An 18,778-nucleotide genomic window follows, 5' to 3' on the forward strand; every position below is an offset into this window, starting at 1 on the left:
TAGATGTCCATGAGACGCAGACCAAAAGCACCACCTAGACCTCAATCCCGTCCATCAGACGATTACTCCAGCTTTTCTGAACGCTCTGAACGCCCTGACCGATCGGGCGGACTTGCTTCGGTGTTCAACACCGCGACGATGGCAGTACTTGTGGCTGCTTTAGTGGTCGGGATCGGGCTGGGTATGTTTTTTGGCTCAACCACCACGTCGTCTGATTTAGGCAGCGTGGCCACTCGCTATGATATCGATCGCAGTGCCCCTGACCCTGAACTGTGTGTACAGTACGGAGCCAGCGCGATGGCGGTTGATTTGCGAGCGTTTCTAACGCTGAACCCCTTTAATGTTTATGTCTCCCAGCCCAGAATGCAGCCAGGTTGTGTAATTCGTAGCAGTAACTGGTCAATTCTACAAAGCCGCAACTTGGTCAATTCTCAAGAGGCCAATCAGTGCCGCGACCGCATGAATACGTTTGCTTATACAGGCAGCATTGAAAATCAAGCAAGCGAACCTCGAATTGATTGCGTCTATCAGAATGATGCAGCAGGTAATCTCTTCTTAAGACAGCCTGGTGTGGGTGGTGCACCACCGGAAGCTCAACGGTTCTAATCTCGCAATCTCCAGATCACGTTTGTAAGGGCCGGTTCCAATCGGCCCTAATTTTGTTTATACTTAACGCCTTACCTTCACTGAGTTTTACTGACTTAAATAGCATTCACACCAGATCCTCACCCACCGCCTGCGGTACCGCTCCTTAGTAAGAGGAGGTTGGGAGGGGTCTCGTCCGTTGCAGTTCCCAATTTAAATTGGGATTAAAAGCGGTAGTTGCGATCGCGTACCCAGAGACTAATTGGAACAGCGTTACCGCTAGCATCGACTTTGATATCCACAACAAACGCTCGTTGAGCTTGTCCTTGTACTTGGCTAATATCGGTGTTGATTTGCTCCCGCCGATCTTCGGGCATGTAGTAGGTTTCCAGCCCGTACAATACTTGCCAGCCATTGAAGTGTCCCTGTAATGCCACTTGATGATCGGCTAAATCGGTGGGGCGATCGGCACTGACGCGCACAGGTTTCCAAGGTGTAGGCGGTGTAGTTATCTCTGGGGTTGGAGCTTCTAATACCACATAGAATTTGGTGTATTGTCCGGATGCTTGGGTGAGATAGTCCCCACCGGGTAACGATCGCAGCAGGTCTGGATTGGAAATATCGTAGCTTAGGGTTTGATAATAACCGCGCAGGAGATCGTAGGGATCAACTGGAGCGGTTTGCAGTGTTACAGGTGTGCCGGCAATATAGGTGTAGGCATCACGGGCTGGCACAGCCACAATCAACATGGCTTGAAATAGCAGCGGAACCCACAATCGCCATCCAGGTAAGCGTTTGGTTTGCTTCGGCAGTGCTTCTGTTTCGGGCAGGAGTTGCAGGTCGGGTTGGAGGGGTTCGATCGGTTGTTGGTTCATAGGGGTTGAGCGTGGGGAATTAGGGGTTAGACGGTGGGAGTGGGGCTAGTGCGTTCACTCTTCACTCATTGGCATTTCCGATAGTGCTTTGATATGTCCATAGACAAAACAATCAGGAGCGTCCTTTGTATGGCAGCCGATTTGCTATCGAGTTGGGCGACTTTGACCCGGTTTTCTGTTGCCAGCTGTTGCCAAGTTGCGTTCAAACCACAGCCCGGCAACAATCACGCCAAATCCACATAGGGCAAAAACGATCGATTTCAGCAACAGTCCGGTGTTGTATTCCAACATGCGGGTGATGATGCTTAAGACCAGTAGCATCATGCCGCTCCAAAAGGTAGAACGAGTGCCAAGGGCTAACCCATCACGGATAAGGACGATCGCTAGCCCAAACAGTAGGCTGTTGAAGACAAAGGTGGCAATTTCAGGAATCGCAGCGACTTCTGTATGCCAGATGAAGGTACCAGCCATGAGCATCAGCATACTGACGATGAGTTCGGTGTTAGCAAGCTGGCTGCCTGGCTGAGTGAATCGCTGTTGGGTCAGGAGTTGCCACCAACCTCTGATTGTGATAAGACCAAGAATCGTGACATCAACCAATGATTGCCAATTCCGCACATAGGCGAATTCAGCGGTAGAAGACCCGATGGCTGGAGAAATAGCCCACAACCAATGAAAGGCAAACACATAAAACACAATGCTGAGAAACCAAATGGCTAAGCGGCGGGCAATCGGTTGCAAGGCAAAAGAGGAATGTGAGATGTGAGATGCGGGATGAAGAGGAAGCCGATCGATCGGGTGTGTGCGAACTTGCCATAGGCGGCGACTGTAAACCCATAGTAGGGCTGGAGGCAGCACAAAGGCAATGGCAACGAGCCAGCCAGGAGACACGAGTTGACCATAGCCCCAACCCGCAAGGGGTCTGAGGTTGAAGACGAGTGAGCCAGTAACCAAACTCGCTCCCAGAGCAAAGATGACTCGCGATTGACAGCAATCTGCTAAGGGGATGAATAACACACTAGCAAGAAGAGGCATGTGCTGCACGAAGAATTGCCACCCGAAGCCTTCTCGCCCGATCGACCAATCTAGCCAACCCAAGCCATAGCCCCAACCAATCAAAATTGCAGCAAATACACCTAAAGAGGTGAGGCGTAAGCTGTAGGCCATCGCCACGACCCCTAGCCCCCATACCCAAAGCAACGGATAAAAATTGCCGCTTTGGTGAAACATTTGCGACATCAGTGACAGGTTTGCGCCGAGGAGCAATGCGCCTAGCAGCAGCAAACCATGCCCCAGTTTTTGAAACCGCCGATTCGTTGGGCGTCGCCACAGATAAAATCCGCTAGCATTAACGCTGATAAATAATGTTAGTAGCAAAAAGATTTTGAACGACCGTGGCCAATCTTGCCAGTTGGCAGCAACAAAGGTAATGCCTCCTAAGCCCAGCAGAACGGCTCCTAACCCAATTAGGATGGCGACGAAGCGATGGCTGGCATCCTGTTCAAGCGCCGTGAACTGATAGCGATCGGCTAGCTTTTCGTATAATTCAGCATTGATTAGTCCTTCAGTCCACCACTTTTCAGACTCTTGGCGCAACTGACGGCGAAAGGTTTCAGTGACCATGTGTGTGAAACGACGAATGGATATGTTCAAGATAGCCACTCTGTTTTCCTGCCACGCGGTTTTAAGGACACTCTCAGATCTGGCTAATTCGGATTTGTCTACCGGGTTTGTCGAATTGAGAATTGATACACTTTAGATGCACAAGCTGCAAAATTTGGAGGTTTGCGATCGGTGCTCAAAAACTCCTCACTGATCAGCGCATTCTTGATATAACGGGCAACGCTTCTGTTCTTGCGGGTTTTCACCATCCCACTGTGACTGAACAGATTATTGAGTTGAAATGAAAGCCATGGACACACTTGTGGGTAAGACGTTGCAAGGCGGCAAATATACCTTGGAGCAACAGTTAGGAGAAGGCGGTTTTGGCATCACCTTCAAGGCAATCCACCATTTTCTTGGGCAACCTGTGGTAATCAAAACCTTGAATCCGGCGATTCAACGGCATCCTCAGTTTGATAAGATTAGGCAACAGTTTCAGCATGAAGGTCGCCGCTTGGCTTTATGCGTTCATCCCAATATTGTGCGCGTCAATGATTTTTTTATTGAAGATGAGAGACCGTATCTGGTGATGGATTATGTGCCGGGACCGACGCTGAGACAGGTTGTGTTTCCCCATAACCCACTGCCAGAACCGATCGCAATTCACTACATTCGCCAAATTGGATCAGCATTGCAGGCAGTGCATCAAAGTGGGTTATTGCATCGAGATATTAAACCGCAGAATATTCTTCGGTGTGAAGGCACTCACAAGGTAGTATTGATTGATTTTGGCACAGCCCGTGAATTTACCCCTGGGTTGGTTCAAACCCATACAGGGCTGGCGTCTGAAGGATATGCCCCGATCGAACAGTACATTGCTGAAGCTAAACGCACTCCCGCGACGGATGTGTATGGACTGGCAGCCACTCTCTACTCCCTGTTGACGGCGGAAGTTCCGGTGGCAGCACCAATCCGTCACCATCAGCCGCTCCCCGAACCCCGTGATCTCAATCCTACTGTAAGTCAGGCTGTCAACCATGCGGTGATGCGAGGTTTGGCTGTGGAAGCGTGGGAGCGCCCCCAAACGGTGGCGGAATGGCTGACTTGGTTGCCGTCGTCGGAGGAGGCATCGCCTGTGGAACCGGGCATCAATTCATCGATCGCTCCTGAGATAATGACACCGACGGTTGCGACTCAAGCAATCTCCCACACAAGCTTTCTGCCCGATGCCACTCAGGTAACAGCTGCAATCCCCCCAACGGCAACCGCACCGTCTAACCATTCTGCTCGATCGGGCAAAGTCACCGGGCGTGTGTTAGCGGCAATGGCAGTCGCTGGAGTGCTGGCCGGAGCAGGCGGAGCGTTTTGGTTTCACTCACGGCAGGTAGATGCGAATTCAAATACTGCACCGTCTATCGCCACAACCCCGGTTCTGGAGCAAGACACAGCCCCTACTTCCAACCTGCCGATCGCCCCGATTGACGGCGAGTCTGAATTATCCTCACCTGAAAGTTTTGCCACGCCTACTTTTCCCGAAGAAACCCCTCGTACGGAAACAGAAAGCCCACAACCAGAGCCTACGCCTGAATTGCCAACGCCATTATTAAACAATCGACCGATCGTCGGGCTGCCTACTGGAACATCTGAACAACAAGTAGTGGCTCTATTAGGCGCTCCTTCACAAACCAATGCCAACGGCTATTGGCCCAACACCCACACAGCACTTTATGAAGTCGTACCAGAGCAAGTGACGCTGGGATTTATCTATGACAAAGACAGCGATCGAGTGCGGCAAACCGAAGCGGCTTTTGCCCAATCGGTTGATCCCGCAACCATTCGGGAAACTGCTAGTGGAATGCTCAACAGCGCGCTTCCCGCCGATGTAGAGCAAGGGCTGGATCAAGTTTGGTCACGACAGACGAATCGCTATTCGTTTACCGTGGGAGATTTAAGCGGGGTGATTGAACGAAACAATCGCGATCGCATCTATATCGGGATTTGGGAAGCAGACTTGCATGAGTAAGGGCAGGAACAAGAGCAGGTGGAAACATTAAGAGGACATTAAATTTATCAAATTTATCCAGCGAAAGCAGGGGCGGGTCTCCCTGATACATCAGTTTTTAGACAGAATAAATCACCAGCCTCGACGCTCTTTTGGATGTCTTGTTGGCTCAGTCCGACAGACGCAGTAGTGACATAAAGATTCGTCAACTCTTCTCCACCAAAGGTGCAGCAGGTGGGCCGTTGAACTGGAACGTCTACGCGCATCATCTCGTTACCATCGGGATCGAACCGAATGACACACCAGCCATTCCACATGGCTGACCAAATACAGCCCTCGCTATCTACCACCAAGCCATCCGGTTCAAACGTTTCGTGGCTAAGGTCTATCAATACTCGGCGATTGTCAATGGAACCAGAGTTGGCGTCAAAGTCATAGGCATAGATCAAATGCGGTTTAGAGTCGGTGTGATAAAAGGTGGTATTATCAAGGCTCCAATCCAAGCCGTTGCCGATCGTCAAACCTGTTTCCATCAGGTGCAGCGAACCATCGGGATCATACCGATACAAAGCCGCCTGTTCTTCATCTTCGCTCATCGAATTAAACCAGAAGCGTCCTTGCCGATCGCACTTGCCATCATTGAAGCGATTGTTAGGTTTGTCAGCCTCTACAACCAGAATGGGAAGGACCTGCCCCGATTGTGTATCCAAAAAGGCAATGTGATCGCGTTGGGCCATAATTAAGCGATGCTCGCCTGCTAGCGCGATTGGACCTACTACATCCCCTACCTCAAAGAAGCGATCGTTGCCGGTCGATGGATTAAATTCATGAACCCGATGATTGAGAATATCAACCCAATACAACAACTGCCGATCGGCATCCCAGAGTGGACATTCTCCTAGACGAGCGCGGGAATTTAACACGTTTTTGATGGCAGTGCTTGTCATAGTGATAGTGATAGTAAACAACTGATGAGAAAACCGAAGATAGATTCGTTAAAGTAAATCTTTGAACAAGAGTCCGAATCGTCCTTGCACGATTTCAGTCCAGGAACGCGATTGCCATTCAGAATAAGTTAAACAATGGCTGTCTTCTAAGGCAGATACAAAAAAACGATCGAGATGTTGAATCAGCGGAGGGTAGGTAGTGGACACATTCAACTCGTCATTGTGAAAATAGCTGCGCGGATCAAAGTTGGCGCTGCCTGTGCTGGCCCAACCGCTATCGATGAGGGCTAATTTGGCATGCATCATACTTGGTTGATACTCGCAGATTTCCACTCCCGCTGCTAGCAGTGGCCCATACAATTCCCGCGAGGCAAACCGAACGATTGGCTTATCGTTGCTTTCGCCCATAGTTAGCACTCGCACATCCACCCCGCGCTCTTTCGCATCAATGAGAGTGTCACGAGTGGGCGTATCAGGAACGAAATAGGGGCTACCAATCCAGATGCGATCGGCAGCAGCCATAAAACTAAGCTGAAACAGCATCCGAATTGCAGACTCGTCCAAGCTAGCCGCATTGTAGGTGATATACAGGGGCACATCGGCATCAGATTGGATGGGCATGGCCTGGGCTAGATCCACACGACCGCCATCGTAAGCCCAATTTTGCAGGAAGAATCCCTCCATTAGGCTAGCAATTGGGCCGGTATAGCCCACTTCAAACTCTAACCAAGGAGCAACATCGCCAATATCTGGATCGCCATCCCAATCGTCCGAAACTCCTGCCCCGCCAATTAGCACTTGTTGACCATCAATCACCAACAGTTTGCGGTGTGTTCGAGAGTTGTAGTCTAGCGGTGCTCGCCAGTCAAACTCACGGAAAAATCGTACCTCTGCGCCTGCATTAGTCAATCGTTGCCAATAATCATCGGGAATGGAGCCAGTTCCATGATTGTCTACCAATAGTTGCACCGTCACACCGTTGGTTGCTTGCTCAATTAAAGCAGCCGCAAATTCATCAGCCCGTTGACCAGGGGTCATGTAGTAGGTCTCAAATTGAATCGATCGTTGGGCTTGACGAATCGCCTCCAAACGAGCGGCATAAATGGCATCGGCGCCTATCCAAAAGCCAATCAGTTCACCGTTGGTTGGCAAACTGCTAGATAATCCCATGACCATGCGCACAAAGCGATCGTCCTCAAGGCTCGGTACATTGGCGAGCGAATAGGTAACGGACTGCCGAAAAGCACCTCGTAGGTACAGTAGCCCCAACGGAACCAGCAGCAGCATAATTAAACCCGCCCCCAGCCACTTTAGCCACGGGGTTCGGGGTTGCTGCTTTGAACCGCGTCCTCGCTTCGACATGTATTCCATCACCTAGACTACCTAAAAAGCCTCGGTTGGGTTTTCTACGCAGACCAGGCTTCCCGAAAATCGGCATACAGCGTCAGTCCGCCATCGATAAACAGAGTTTGACCGGTAATATATGCGGCTTCATCTGAGGCCAAAAACGCTACCGCCGCCGCCATTTCTTCGGAAGTACCAGCCCGGCCCATAGGAATATGACTTTCGACAACGGCTCGCTTTTCGGGATCATCCGTCCATTCATTGTTAATCGGCGTAACTGTGGCCCCCGGTGCGATCGCATTCACTCGGATGTGGCGATCGGCATATTCCAACGCCAATGTTTTAGTCATGTTCTCCATTCCCCCCTTGCTAATGGAATAGCTCACATACATAGGACGGGGAATAATTTCGTGAACGCTAGAGATATTGATGATAGTGCCGGGGCGATTTTGTGACAAGAAGTGCTTGATGGCTTCCCGGGCACACAGGTAGGCTCCGCGCAGGTTCACATTGATGACACGATCGAATTCATCCGCTGTTACCTCGTGCGACGGCTTCTCGGTTTGGATTCCCGCATTATTGATGAGGATATCTAAACTGCCAAATTTCTCGATCGTGGCATTGACCATGCGCACGATATCTTCTTCCTTAGAGACATCACCCTGCACAAGTAAAGACTGTACTCCACAATCTTCAACCTGACCGCAGGCTTGCTGCATCGCCACTTCTTCCGTTGTTTGTGCCCCTTTGGGATCACTCCGGTAATTAATGACAACATTACACCCCTCTTGAGCCAACCGAACCGCAATAGACTGACCAATGCCAGAGCTTGCTCCTGTAATGAGAGCTGTTTTTCCTTTAAGTCCTTTCATAAGTAATTCTTTAGATGTATTCCAGATTTGCTAGTGATTGGACAGCCTCGAATCCAGCAGCCTACTTAATATCGGCTCCATACCAGTAACTCTCGCGCAATACTGTTGCGCAATGGCTCTGCTCTAGACAAAAATCAAAAAGGTACCATCCCCTGACGACTCAAAATGAATAATCAGGCGTTTGCCATTAGCCTACACTCGCTCCTCTAACTGCACCAACCGCTTCAACCAACGCTAGAGGAAGCCTCCCTCGTTTGATCTGCCTTCACTATGAGCCGTTTTCAGTGAACTCACATCCATCAGAGGATATAGAGCCGCCTTTTAAAACCTACACTGGAGGAATCCCATTAAGAGATTCTAAGGTTAAATTGAGGTCTTTAGAATGTATACCAGAGCACTCAACATTGGCTCGCTAGATTGGTACCTCAAACTCCTTCGGCTCAGTCGGCTCTAAGAGGGTGTTTGAAAAGATTTGAGGTGTCAAATTTATGCCAACCGCCTCACCATAATCCGAATCATGGCAAGGTAGATCAAGGTTTCTGATGTCTCTGGTAATAATTCATAGTCTCTGACCAACCGTCTGCATCCCATTAGCCAACCAAAAGTTCGTTCTACCACCCACCTCTTTTTGAGCAAGCTAAAGCCTTTGGTTTGCTCAGGTCGCAGTACAACTTGCACAATCCAACGACAAACATCCATCACCCACATCAGAAAAGGTGCGCCATCGAACCCGCCGTCTACCCAAATGGTGATTAAGCGTGAAACCTTTTTCTTCATCCGTTTGACTCGTTTGAGGACACGTTTGCCCCCTTCGCGTTCCCCCAGGTTTGCCGCACTCACAAACACCCGCAAAACCAGTCCTAACGTATCCACCGTTAAAAATCGTTTGCGTCCTGTAATCAGCTTGCCTCCATCAAAGCCAACTTGTTGATGAACTCCTGCTGCACTCTTGATGCTTTGGCTATCGATGATCGCTTCTGATGGACTAGGATAGCGTTGCGCATCGATGCGAACCCACTGGTGCAACTGGTCATGAATGGAAATCCAGGTGCCGTCCAATCGCCAGTTGCGGAAGTACGTGTACACCGTCTGCCAGGCTGGGAAATCACCAGGTAAAGAACGCCAACGACAGCCTTCAACCAGAACATAGAGCATGGCATTGAGCACCTCCCACAGGTCAACGCTGCGAGGACGACCACCTGGCTTTGCTGCTGGAATTAATTCACTCAAAACCTCATATTGGGCGCGGGTTAGGTTACTGGGATATGCTTTACTCATCTGACTCACTCAGGGCTGTAGATATTTGCTATTCGCAGCCTACACTGAGTGAGCTTTTTTACGACCTTCCTGGCTTCTCAAACACCCTCTAAAGGGTAAACAAACTCTGAATGGTTTATGAATTTCTAGTTAGTTCAATGAGTTTGAGTCAGTGCTGGTTGAATCGATCGAAAATTCCTCAGCGCGTTGGGTGGCTTGTTCTTTCGCCATGTTTCTCACCTTGGTGTCGTAGAACAAACGGGCAATATGTCCCAGTGAAAACATCAATGCTGCATTACTCGTTGGCCCAACCACCGTGCCTACAACTGGCAGAACTTCGATAAAATTCAGCCCGGTTTTTAACACGCCTGCTCCACTGGTTGATAGTCCCCAGACGGCTAGTAATTCACCTCGTCGCGTGGGATCATTTAAAGAGAACCCATAGATGGCGGCAATGTGGTAAGTCAGTTCAGCTTGTAGAGCAGCGATCGCTGTGAGATCAACCGCAAACAAAGATAGAGCCAGCGGTGGGGCCGCATTCGTCAAGAACCCAATACCAGCCGCCTTTAAGGTGATGTCGTTGATCACGCGATTGGCCAGTTCTTCCGGCGTTTCCAGCGGATACTTTTGTTTTAAATCGGCAACCTCGCGTTCAACTTTTGCGACATCTACTTGACCAATGGCTGCCATCAGCCAGCGAAGACCTGGTACACGGGTTGCATATTGCACAAAGGAGTTCTCAGCAATGGGTGTAACAATTTGCCCTACGGTTTCGGTACTCCGTTCTACCAGGTCATGCAGGACATTGCCGATCGCTTCTCCGGCTTCAGAGGTCAGCTTGACGGCATTGGCAATAGCCTCGTTCATTGCATCCATATTTTGTTGATTAGATTGAGACTGGGACGATTGATCTTGAGAGGATGGATCTTGGACGGTCATGATGTTAGTGAACCTTAACCTTACAACCTTAAATAGGAACGCTCCTTGGATGAGGAGCGACTTTTTCCTATATGTTCCACTTTAGAAAAGAATGTCTCCAGCATCCTCTACCTTTTGGTGAACGCCGATCGTTGCCTAGCGGCTATGAATCGTTGCGATTGCCTTGTCGCATTTTGTATGGATATTCAAATAAATAGATTGAGTCAGATAAATAGATCGAGTAAGAGCCTGTTGCTTGTAAATAGATCGAGTAAGAGCCTGTTGCTTGGCGTGTTCGTAGATATTACTTTACCTTTTGTGGGCTACAGTCGTCCGGCAATTCCTCAAGGGTAACCTTCAGAGCACGACATAACGCTTTTACCTGTGGAATGGTTAATTCTGGTTGATATTCGCCGCGTTCCCACGCACTGATTGCACGCCGTGAAACCGTTCCAGATCCGGTTTTGTCTGGAATTTGTTTAGCGAGTTCCGCTTGGGTTAACCCCACTTGCAAGCGCAATTGTTTGAGAGGCGAAATCCATTGCTCTCGACTGGGTTGGTTTCTGTCCGTTAGCATAGGAGCGCGACCAGAAAACACGATATTAGATTTGAGGGCCTTGTGCCTAGACCGAACTTGTCTGGGACGACAAGATTCAATTCAGGCAACTTGACAGGATGAACTTTGAGAAGTAGGCTTCCTATTAAGCAATGAGTGTCGGCAAATTTGCTGGTTTTTTGCCGAATCACGTTACCCACTGAGATCAGATTGGGGTCAAAAATTGGGGGCATTTACAAAGGAAATTTAATTTCTTGAAAGTTTATTCTGATTGGGGCTTCTTGTACCTGTGTACCAGTTAAAGAACTGATCAACAGATATCCCATTTTTGCGAACAACGCATCGATGAGTTGAGAAAAGTGGGAGACATCACCAAAAAACTGTTGGGTACATCAGTAATTTCCTAAAACAACTCCTGCTTATATCCCCTAAGAGAATGGCGTAATTTACATAGTATTTTGCAATACATCAAAGGCGTTTCTTGAACGTTTCGATTTGGTGTTTTCTTAATAAACACTACTGTTTATTTTTTCGATCGAATTTGATCAAATTCGATCGTCTTTTCGTATGCAAAAACTCAGAATATAAATAATAAATAAATAGGAAAATTTTATTAATTTAAAAAGAATTAGACTTTCAGCACCGAGGCTCTACATATAGAGTTTATTCCAAATAAAATAAACTATTAACTCTATATATGCGGCTTACTAGCGATAAATTAACCGTTCAAAAAACATTTAAAAGCTAAATAAACCAGATCGAACTATTCACTTGTTTCGGGAATTGTGCTAACTTCTAATAGTAAAGAAATTCTCTTTTTGAGATTTCTTTAAACCATGTTAACCAAGGTTTCTTAAACTATATATCCACTCTTCTTAATCCGCTTGCTTTATACAATTAGCAAGTTTGTTTTTGTTAGATGGGTATGGAACTTTGGCTGGACGCTTCAGGTTGAAGGTGTCGCTAGCATGGCTACTCACGATACTTAAATTATGAGGAAAAAGCTCTATGGAGACTCTCGCTTATCTGCACTTGGTTGAAGATTACGAAGCTTCTGATGACAAAGCCGTTAACCTGCAAGGACTAAAGAAAGCCACGATCGTAGGCTTGGTAGGTGCCGCTGCGGTGGTGGGTGGTGTCGTTGGCACGGCGGATTCTGCCTCTGCCTATGGCTACTATGGCTGTGGTCGTCACTGCTATCGTAGCTATCGGCCTCGTTACTACTCCTATCACTACTACCGTCCGGTTCGCTATCACTACTACAATCCCTGCTGGTAGGTTGCAAAACCATCCATGCCGGTGATGTAGAGTGTTAGTCCATGCTGTGACAATTGTTGTTATGAACACTCATTCCCGCATTTGCTTTGGCCGCATATTGTTGGCTGGCAGATGCGGGAAATCCATTCAATCCCTGTTCATTGAGGTTTCGATCGATAGCTGCTACAAATTTGCCTAACCAAGGGCATTAATGAAGTCATAAATGCAATGGGCAAGTTCTAACTTGCAGCACGGTGGCACAATTGTTTGCTGCCCATGGCGATCGAGAAGAATAGCTTGATTTTGCTCGCTACCAAACCCGCTGTTTGGCTGATCAATTGGATTCGCCACAATCGCATCGAGATGTTTTCGCTGTAGTTTTTCTAGGGCTGGGGGGACAATCTCCCCGGTTTGGGCCGCAAACCCAATCAAACGCTGGTGAGGTTGTTTTATCTGACTTAAGGCAGCAGCAATGTCCGGAGCAAACTCTAGGGGCAAAGACTGGGGTAACGATCGCTTCGGTAGCTTTTCTGAACTGATATGAGCCGGACGCACATCCGCTACGGCCGCTGCCATGATGATCCAGTCGGCTTGGGAAACATGCGTCAACATAGCCTGATGCATTTCAGCCGCACTAATCACTGCCACCTGTTGCACCTGCGGAATCATCGACAGCAATTGACTGTCTATTGGAGCATGAACCAGTGTTACCGTTGCCCCCCGATGTTGCGCTGCTTGCGCTAAGGCAATACCCATTTTTCCACTCGATGGGTTGCCAATAAACCGTACCGGATCAAAATGCTCGCGTGTGCCACCTGCACTAATCAAAATATGCTTACCAGCAAGATCTCGCCGTCCTTGGGTGTACAACAGCGATCGAAGCTGCGCCACTATCTCAGTCGGTTCGGCCATGCGTCCAGCCCCAACTCGATCGCACGCCAAAATTCCGGCTCCGGGTCCAACCGTGTGAACGCGATCGTCTGAACAAAGTTGCTGCCAGTTGCGTTGCACCGCTGCTTGCTGCCACATGTCGGTATTCATAGCAGGAGCCAGCAACACAGGGCAGGTGGAAGCCAGAACCGTGTTGGTCAGCAAGTTATCTGCCAATCCGTGCGCTAGTTTGGCCAGGGTATTGGCTGTCAGGGGAGCAATGAGCAATACCTCAGCCCATTCTCCCAACTCAATGTGCAGCGGACGAGAGTAAGTGGGTTGCCAAAATTCTTGATCTGTATAAGCCGGATGGCGAGACAAACTCGCAAAGGTGAGGGGAGTGACAAACTGCTGCGATCGATCGGTGAGCATCACCCGCACCTCGGCCCCTGCTTTAGCCAGGGTTGAAACCACCTCACAAACTTTGTAAGCGGCAATCCCCCCGCCCACCCCAATCAGAATGCGTTTTCCTAGCACCATGAGTTAATAGCTTGACGATCGTTTGGAGTGTCTTAGTCGGCAACGTCTCTCAGTCTTTCAGGTAGTATCATATGCCCCCATTCACCCAAGCATCAAAAACGAATCTATGGGCGTTTGAGATAATTTGAGATGGGTAATTGAGATGGGTGATTAGGAGTTAATTACAGTGAAGTCGAACGATAAGCTGACTGAACTGTAAACTGCGCAAGCTCAAAACAGATCGTCAAACTCGGCTAAGCCTCATCATAGGCTTCCAGATCCAGCAAATAGAGATAGGGTTCAACTAATTCAGGTCGTTGGAACGCGATCGCCCGCAGAAAGTGCCAGTCTTCCAAGCCTTCAAAAGGATTGGTGTATTCGTCTTGTTCCAACCGCTTAGCCAAGTCAGCAATCTCTGCTTCAGTAACCTTGGCAACGTCTTGCCCAGAAAAGTGCAACGTTTTCATCTCCGCCCCTCCTGTTTGCGCATCTTGCCTTGATCGAAATTGATCGAACCTTGATTGAACCCGTTCAAAATTTCCGCAATGCTACAGATGCCGCCTCTTTCCCTATCCTATAGCGGTTTTGAGGGGGAATCGGGAGAAATCACCGTTTCTTCTATAAAACTTTGCATCAATCTCAAAACATGTGGCTGAATTTCATGTCCCATGTCAAGTTCCCGGTACTGCACAGCTACACCCAAGGCGAGTAACTGATCGCGAGCTTGATGAGCCGCCGCTAAAGGCACAACCTGATCCTGCCGCCCATGTACCATCAACACCGGAGGTACAGAGGCAGAACCTTCGCCAATTGCTAACCGTGCTGGTGCATGAATATAGCCACTCAGCACCATCAATGCCGCCAGCGGTAACTTGAGTCCGACATCCAGAGTCATGGCCCCACCCTGAGAAAACCCTGCCAACACGGTGCGGGATAGGGGAATTCCGGTTGTGGATTCTAGCGATCGCAACCATTCAATTAGCTGTTGACGGCTTTGGGTCAACTCGGGTTGATCGTAAAACTCAGGATTGCTGAGAAATGTGTAGTTTTCCGGAAAGTTGTACCAAACTCGACCGATCGGGGAATACAAGTAGGGGAACGGCGCATCTGGAAACACAAACTGGTAATTGGGTAAGTTCAAAAAAGACGCCAGAGCGGATACATCCTGGGCATTGGCGCCCCAGCCATGCAGCATCACCAGTAACCCTTGGGCTTGTCCCCGTTGGGGAGGAATCGCGATCGTTTGCAGAGACACAGTCTGTTTTATAGGTAGAGATGGGTAGAAAATTGTGAGCAATAGAATCTATTTCGTTTCATTCTAAACCTAGAATTCTTGACTCAGAATTTTGCTCGGGTCGCAATTCGACTATTCTGAGGAAGACATGCAACGGATTTTAAGACTATGGCACGGTTGGCACTGCTGAGTACGTCAGATAAAACAGGGATTGTAGAATTGGCACGTCGTCTGGTTGAGGAGTTCGAGTTTGAGCTACTGAGCAGTGGCGGAACGGCCAAAACCTTGCAATCCGTCGGAATTCCCGTGATGAAAGTTTCTGACTATACAGAATCACCAGAAATTTTGGGAGGACGAGTCAAAACGCTGCACCCCCGCATTCATGGTGGCATTTTGGCACGGCAAACTCTGCCCGAAGACCTGGCTGATTTGGAGGCTAACCACATTCGACCGATCGCCTTAGTGGTGGTGAACCTATACCCATTTGAGCAAACCGTCGCTAAGCCAGATGTCACCCTAACCGAGGCAATCGAGCAAATTGACATTGGCGGCCCGGCCATGCTGCGAGCCGCTGCCAAAAACTTTGCCCATCTCACAGTGTTGTGCGATCCCAGCCAATACAGCGAGTATCTCGATGAACTGCAAGAACACGGAGATGCCTCAGTAGAATTTCGTCAAGCTTGTGCACTGCGAGCGTTTCAACACACTGCCGCTTACGATCGGGTGATTTGCGAGTATCTGGAGCAACAGAAATCCACAACCGCTTCATCCTTCTCGCTTTTCGGTACGCTGCTGCAACCCCTACGCTATGGCGAAAACCCACATCAACCAGCAGCTTGGTATCAAACGGGATCTGCACCCACTGGTTGGACAGCAGCAGAAAAGCTGCAAGGTAAAGAACTGAGCTATAACAATTTGGTGGATCTGGAGGCGGCTCGCAGCCTTGTGGCCGAATTTGCCAGTGACGATCCCAGTGCGGTAATTATTAAACACAACAATCCGTGTGGGGTGGCGATGGGCAACACAATCGCCGAAGCTTACCAAAAAGCGTTTGCTGCCGATTCGGTGTCGGCCTTTGGCGGTATTGTGGCGTTCAATCAATCGATCGATGCGGATACGGCCAGCGAACTAACCAAGACGTTTTTGGAATGCGTGGTGGCTCCCGGTTGTGATCCAGACGCACAACAACTGCTTCGTGCAAAATCGAAGGTGCGGGTTTTGGTGCTGCCAGACTTAGTGACTGGCCCAACACAATTAGTGAAACCGATTGCAGGTGGATTTCTGGTACAAGCGGCGGATGATCAGTCCGTTGATCCGAGCCAGTGGCAAGTTGTCACCGATCGCCAGCCCACAGACGCACAACTGGCCGAACTGCTGTTTGCTTGGAAGGTGTGCAAACATGTCAAGTCCAATGCCATTGTAGTGACAGCCGATCGCACGACCTTGGGTGTGGGGGCTGGTCAAATGAACCGAGTCGGCTCGGTGCAAATTGCCCTGGAGCAGGCTGGCGCGAAAGCCCAGGGAGGCGTTTTGGCGAGTGATGGATTTTTCCCGTTTGATGACTCGGTGCGTACCGCCGCTGCCGCAGGCATTGCCGCTATTGTGCAACCCGGTGGCAGCGTCCGTGATGCTGATTCGATCGCGGCAGCGAATGAACTCGGGTTAGTGATGATGTTTACAGGTATGCGCCATTTTTTACATTAATGGATGAATGAGGTAGGACAGAATGAAGGACGAAGAGTGGCTGACGCAAAATCTAGTCATCGAACGAACCAAGGATACTATGCAACCCGATCGCTCAACACCCGATCGCCCTGCTGAACCAACGGAAGTTGAATTAACGTTGCTGTTGTCGGGTGGACAAAGCTATACCTTGTCGATTGCTCCTCATAATCCCTTATTGCAACAGCTATTCGCCGTCTTGATGGAAACGCCGCAACGATCTCAGCGGTTGTTTCAAATTCCCATTAAGCAAGGGCAAGCCGTGTTAGCCTTTCCGTCCGATCGACTGGTTGGCATCGTGACAGAACCGCCGATCGTGATTCAATCTCCTCCAAAGTCAGCCGCCGTTGCTCAGAAAAACCCGATCGGGGTGTTATCTGCTGATCCACTAGTTTCCCAATACATTCAATTTGAAAACTTTCTTACGCCGGAAGAACATCAGCGCTTATTGAACTACACCATTCAACACAAAGCTGAATTTGTTTCGACCCAAACATCTACCAAAGCTGCAAATTATCGAGAATCGCTGGTATTGTATGTATTTCCAGAATTTGCAAATTTGATTAGCCAGCGTGTTCAGCAAGTTTTTCCTGAACTAGTATCCAAGCTTGGGTTGAAACCTTTTCAAATTAGTCAAATCGAAGCGCAATTAACGGCTCACAATCATGGGAATTTCTACAAAATTCACAACGACAATGGCAGCCAGGAAACGGCCACCCGTGAATTAACCTATGTCTACTACTTCTATCGGGAACCGAAAGCTTTCTCTGGTGGGGAACTGGTAATTTATGACAGCAAGGTAGAAAACAATTTCTATGTCCGGGCAGATACCAGCAAAATTGTGCAGCCGCTCAACAACAGCATTGTCTTCTTTTTGAGCCGCTATTTGCATGAAGTATTGCCTGTGGATTGTCCGTCTCAGCAGTTTGCCGATAGCCGCTTTACCATCAACGGTTGGATACGTCGTTCTTAGGCAACTGCCTATTCTTAACTCAAGCGTTGTTTCAGCCAAAACGCCAGAAACGGTGAAGCTACTCGATAACCCTGCTCTGGCCCGTACAGCAATCCCTTTTGCGCTAGACTAGCCAAGGCTCCCTGGAGTCCGCCACCTCTAGAAAGCTGGTGCTTTTGGATATATTCCCGCGCTTGAGGTTTATCGGTTGGATCAAGCGCAAGGCTTTCCAAAACGCGAACTTGGCTGGCGGGTAATAGTAGGATCAGTGATTCGAAGGTATTGGACAAATCCTCCACAAGGGCAAGGGTGCTGCGATGAACGTGATGCGCTTCAATTAACCCGTCGATCGCTGGTGTTGATGGCACTTTCGGTAACCTGTCCCAGTCGATTGGCGCATTCATAAAGGCTTGGCGATCGAGCCAGATCCGCCGAGCGAGATTTACCGCATCGCCCGTATGTCCCTGAACAATGCTGAGAAATAGCTGGAGTGCTTGAGTTTCTGCATCAAACCGCAGCCCCTCGCCGGCCATTTCCGGCACAATCCAAGCCTGCATGGTTGCATCATCGAGGGGGGCGAGAGAAATAATCGGCAGATCGCTGCACTGCGCCCACGGTTCAATGACGGTGGCAACAAGAGCATAGCTGACTCGACTCTGTCGCCGAATTTCTTGTTGTAAATACTCTTCCCATTTTCCAGTGCGATCCCACGATCGAATATGGGGAAAATTCAGAAAAACTGTGACCACGCGACAGTCCATCCACTCCGCCATCATTTGAGGCAACGCTAGCAAGGATTGAAATAAGCTCCATTCCTTCCCCGAGGGTAAATGCCAGATGAGGCGAGGTCGCTGGGATTGCTCTAACACTAATGGATAAGACTGCGTCCATTGCTCGATTAATGCTAATTCTGTGGCACTAGAAAACACATCCAGAATGCTATCTGCCAACAGCCGCAAGAATCGATTGGCACTAGTGGTGCGGAGACAATCGATCTCAATCACCTTTGCCCCAACCTGCTGAGCCGCCGCCCGAATCAACGTTCGCCGCCCAATTCCCGGTGCGCCCACTAGTAGAAAATCATTATCTTCAATCAGAATTTCACTAATTTGCCGAAGCTCAGTTTTGCGACCAATCAGGTGTTGTGGAGTAAACAGGCTATTGACCATTGGGTTCGGTAAGGAAACTGAAACAAGAGACAACCACAAGAAACACAAGCTGACTAGCGTTATCTCCTAGTTTGGCATTACTTGCAACAACACTAAC

17 protein-coding genes are annotated in these 18,778 nt (G+C 49.1%); 5 read left to right on the forward strand and 12 right to left on the reverse strand.

Annotation, left to right across the window (positions count from 1 at the left end; all coding sequences use genetic code 11):
- Window positions 1-9: 9 nt before the first annotated feature.
- Entirely contained in the window at window positions 10-606 is a 597-nt protein-coding gene (locus OXH18_RS12790) for a DUF3172 domain-containing protein (protein ID WP_268607469.1), read from the forward strand.
- Window positions 607-809: 203 nt separating this feature from the next.
- Here OXH18_RS12790 and OXH18_RS12795 read toward each other — a convergent pair whose 3' ends face one another.
- Entirely contained in the window at window positions 810-1,460 is a 651-nt protein-coding gene (locus tag OXH18_RS12795; RefSeq protein WP_268607470.1) for a GDYXXLXY domain-containing protein, read from the reverse strand.
- Window positions 1,461-1,604: 144 nt separating this feature from the next.
- Window positions 1,605-3,122: a DUF2157 domain-containing protein gene (locus OXH18_RS12800; protein WP_268607471.1), complete on the reverse strand. Its 1,518-nt coding sequence runs from the start codon at window positions 3,120-3,122 to the stop codon at window positions 1,605-1,607.
- Between the two features lie 250 nt (window positions 3,123-3,372).
- Here OXH18_RS12800 and OXH18_RS12805 point away from each other — a divergent pair, with 250 nt between their 5' ends.
- On the forward strand, window positions 3,373-5,085 hold the full coding sequence (locus OXH18_RS12805; protein ID WP_268607472.1) for a serine/threonine protein kinase: 1,713 nt from the start codon (window positions 3,373-3,375) through the stop codon (window positions 5,083-5,085).
- 53 nt (window positions 5,086-5,138) lie between these two features.
- On the opposite strand, the gene OXH18_RS12810 is transcribed toward OXH18_RS12805, so the two are convergent.
- From OXH18_RS12810 to OXH18_RS12835, 6 genes are all read right to left on the reverse strand, one after another.
- Complete coding sequence (locus OXH18_RS12810) at window positions 5,139-6,011, reverse strand: SMP-30/gluconolactonase/LRE family protein (RefSeq protein ID WP_268607473.1); 873 nt, start codon at window positions 6,009-6,011, stop codon at window positions 5,139-5,141.
- 48 nt (window positions 6,012-6,059) lie between these two features.
- Window positions 6,060-7,373 (reverse strand): phospholipase D-like domain-containing protein, encoded by a 1,314-nt coding sequence (locus OXH18_RS12815; RefSeq protein ID WP_268607474.1) that lies wholly within the window; start codon window positions 7,371-7,373, stop codon window positions 6,060-6,062.
- Window positions 7,374-7,417: 44 nt separating this feature from the next.
- Window positions 7,418-8,227 (reverse strand): SDR family oxidoreductase, encoded by an 810-nt coding sequence (locus tag OXH18_RS12820; protein WP_268607475.1) that lies wholly within the window; start codon window positions 8,225-8,227, stop codon window positions 7,418-7,420.
- A gap of 486 nt (window positions 8,228-8,713) precedes the next feature.
- Entirely contained in the window at window positions 8,714-9,505 is a 792-nt protein-coding gene (locus tag OXH18_RS12825) for an IS5 family transposase (protein WP_268607476.1), read from the reverse strand.
- 129 nt (window positions 9,506-9,634) lie between these two features.
- Window positions 9,635-10,423: an EcsC family protein gene (locus OXH18_RS12830; RefSeq protein WP_268607477.1), complete on the reverse strand. Its 789-nt coding sequence runs from the start codon at window positions 10,421-10,423 to the stop codon at window positions 9,635-9,637.
- A gap of 283 nt (window positions 10,424-10,706) precedes the next feature.
- On the reverse strand, window positions 10,707-10,979 hold the full coding sequence (locus OXH18_RS12835) for a helix-turn-helix transcriptional regulator (protein ID WP_268607478.1): 273 nt from the start codon (window positions 10,977-10,979) through the stop codon (window positions 10,707-10,709).
- Window positions 10,980-11,966: 987 nt separating this feature from the next.
- Here OXH18_RS12835 and OXH18_RS12840 point away from each other — a divergent pair.
- Window positions 11,967-12,236, forward strand: a complete 270-nt coding sequence (locus tag OXH18_RS12840) for a hypothetical protein (RefSeq protein ID WP_268607479.1) — start codon at window positions 11,967-11,969, stop codon at window positions 12,234-12,236.
- Window positions 12,237-12,410: 174 nt separating this feature from the next.
- On the opposite strand, the gene coaBC is transcribed toward OXH18_RS12840, so the two are convergent.
- From coaBC to OXH18_RS12855, 3 genes are all read right to left on the reverse strand, one after another.
- Window positions 12,411-13,625 carry a bifunctional phosphopantothenoylcysteine decarboxylase/phosphopantothenate--cysteine ligase CoaBC gene (coaBC, locus tag OXH18_RS12845; protein ID WP_268607480.1) on the reverse strand — a complete coding sequence of 405 codons (1,215 nt, stop codon included), beginning with the start codon at window positions 13,623-13,625 and terminating at the stop codon, window positions 12,411-12,413.
- A 233-nt stretch (window positions 13,626-13,858) separates the two neighbouring features.
- Window positions 13,859-14,071, reverse strand: coding sequence for a protein IsiD (isiD, locus tag OXH18_RS12850; protein ID WP_268607481.1), 213 nt, complete (start codon window positions 14,069-14,071; stop codon window positions 13,859-13,861).
- Between the two features lie 107 nt (window positions 14,072-14,178).
- Entirely contained in the window at window positions 14,179-14,859 is a 681-nt protein-coding gene (locus OXH18_RS12855) for an alpha/beta hydrolase (RefSeq protein ID WP_268607482.1), read from the reverse strand.
- 147 nt (window positions 14,860-15,006) lie between these two features.
- On the opposite strand from OXH18_RS12855, the gene purH reads away from it, so the two are divergent.
- Window positions 15,007-16,542 carry a bifunctional phosphoribosylaminoimidazolecarboxamide formyltransferase/IMP cyclohydrolase gene (gene purH / locus OXH18_RS12860; RefSeq protein WP_268607483.1) on the forward strand — a complete coding sequence of 512 codons (1,536 nt, stop codon included), beginning with the start codon at window positions 15,007-15,009 and terminating at the stop codon, window positions 16,540-16,542.
- Between the two features lie 22 nt (window positions 16,543-16,564).
- Window positions 16,565-17,533, forward strand: a complete 969-nt coding sequence (locus OXH18_RS12865; RefSeq protein WP_268607484.1) for a 2OG-Fe(II) oxygenase — start codon at window positions 16,565-16,567, stop codon at window positions 17,531-17,533.
- Window positions 17,534-17,547: 14 nt separating this feature from the next.
- Here the strand turns inward: OXH18_RS12865 and OXH18_RS12870 are convergent, their stop codons facing one another.
- The gene (locus tag OXH18_RS12870; RefSeq protein ID WP_268607485.1) at window positions 17,548-18,681 is read right to left on the reverse strand and encodes an AAA family ATPase; all 1,134 of its coding nucleotides are present in this window, start codon (window positions 18,679-18,681) and stop codon (window positions 17,548-17,550) included.
- Between the last annotated feature and the right edge of the window lie 97 nt (window positions 18,682-18,778).

Source organism: Thermocoleostomius sinensis A174, from assembly GCF_026802175.1.
Classification (GTDB): domain Bacteria; phylum Cyanobacteriota; class Cyanobacteriia; order Elainellales; family Elainellaceae; genus Thermocoleostomius; species Thermocoleostomius sinensis.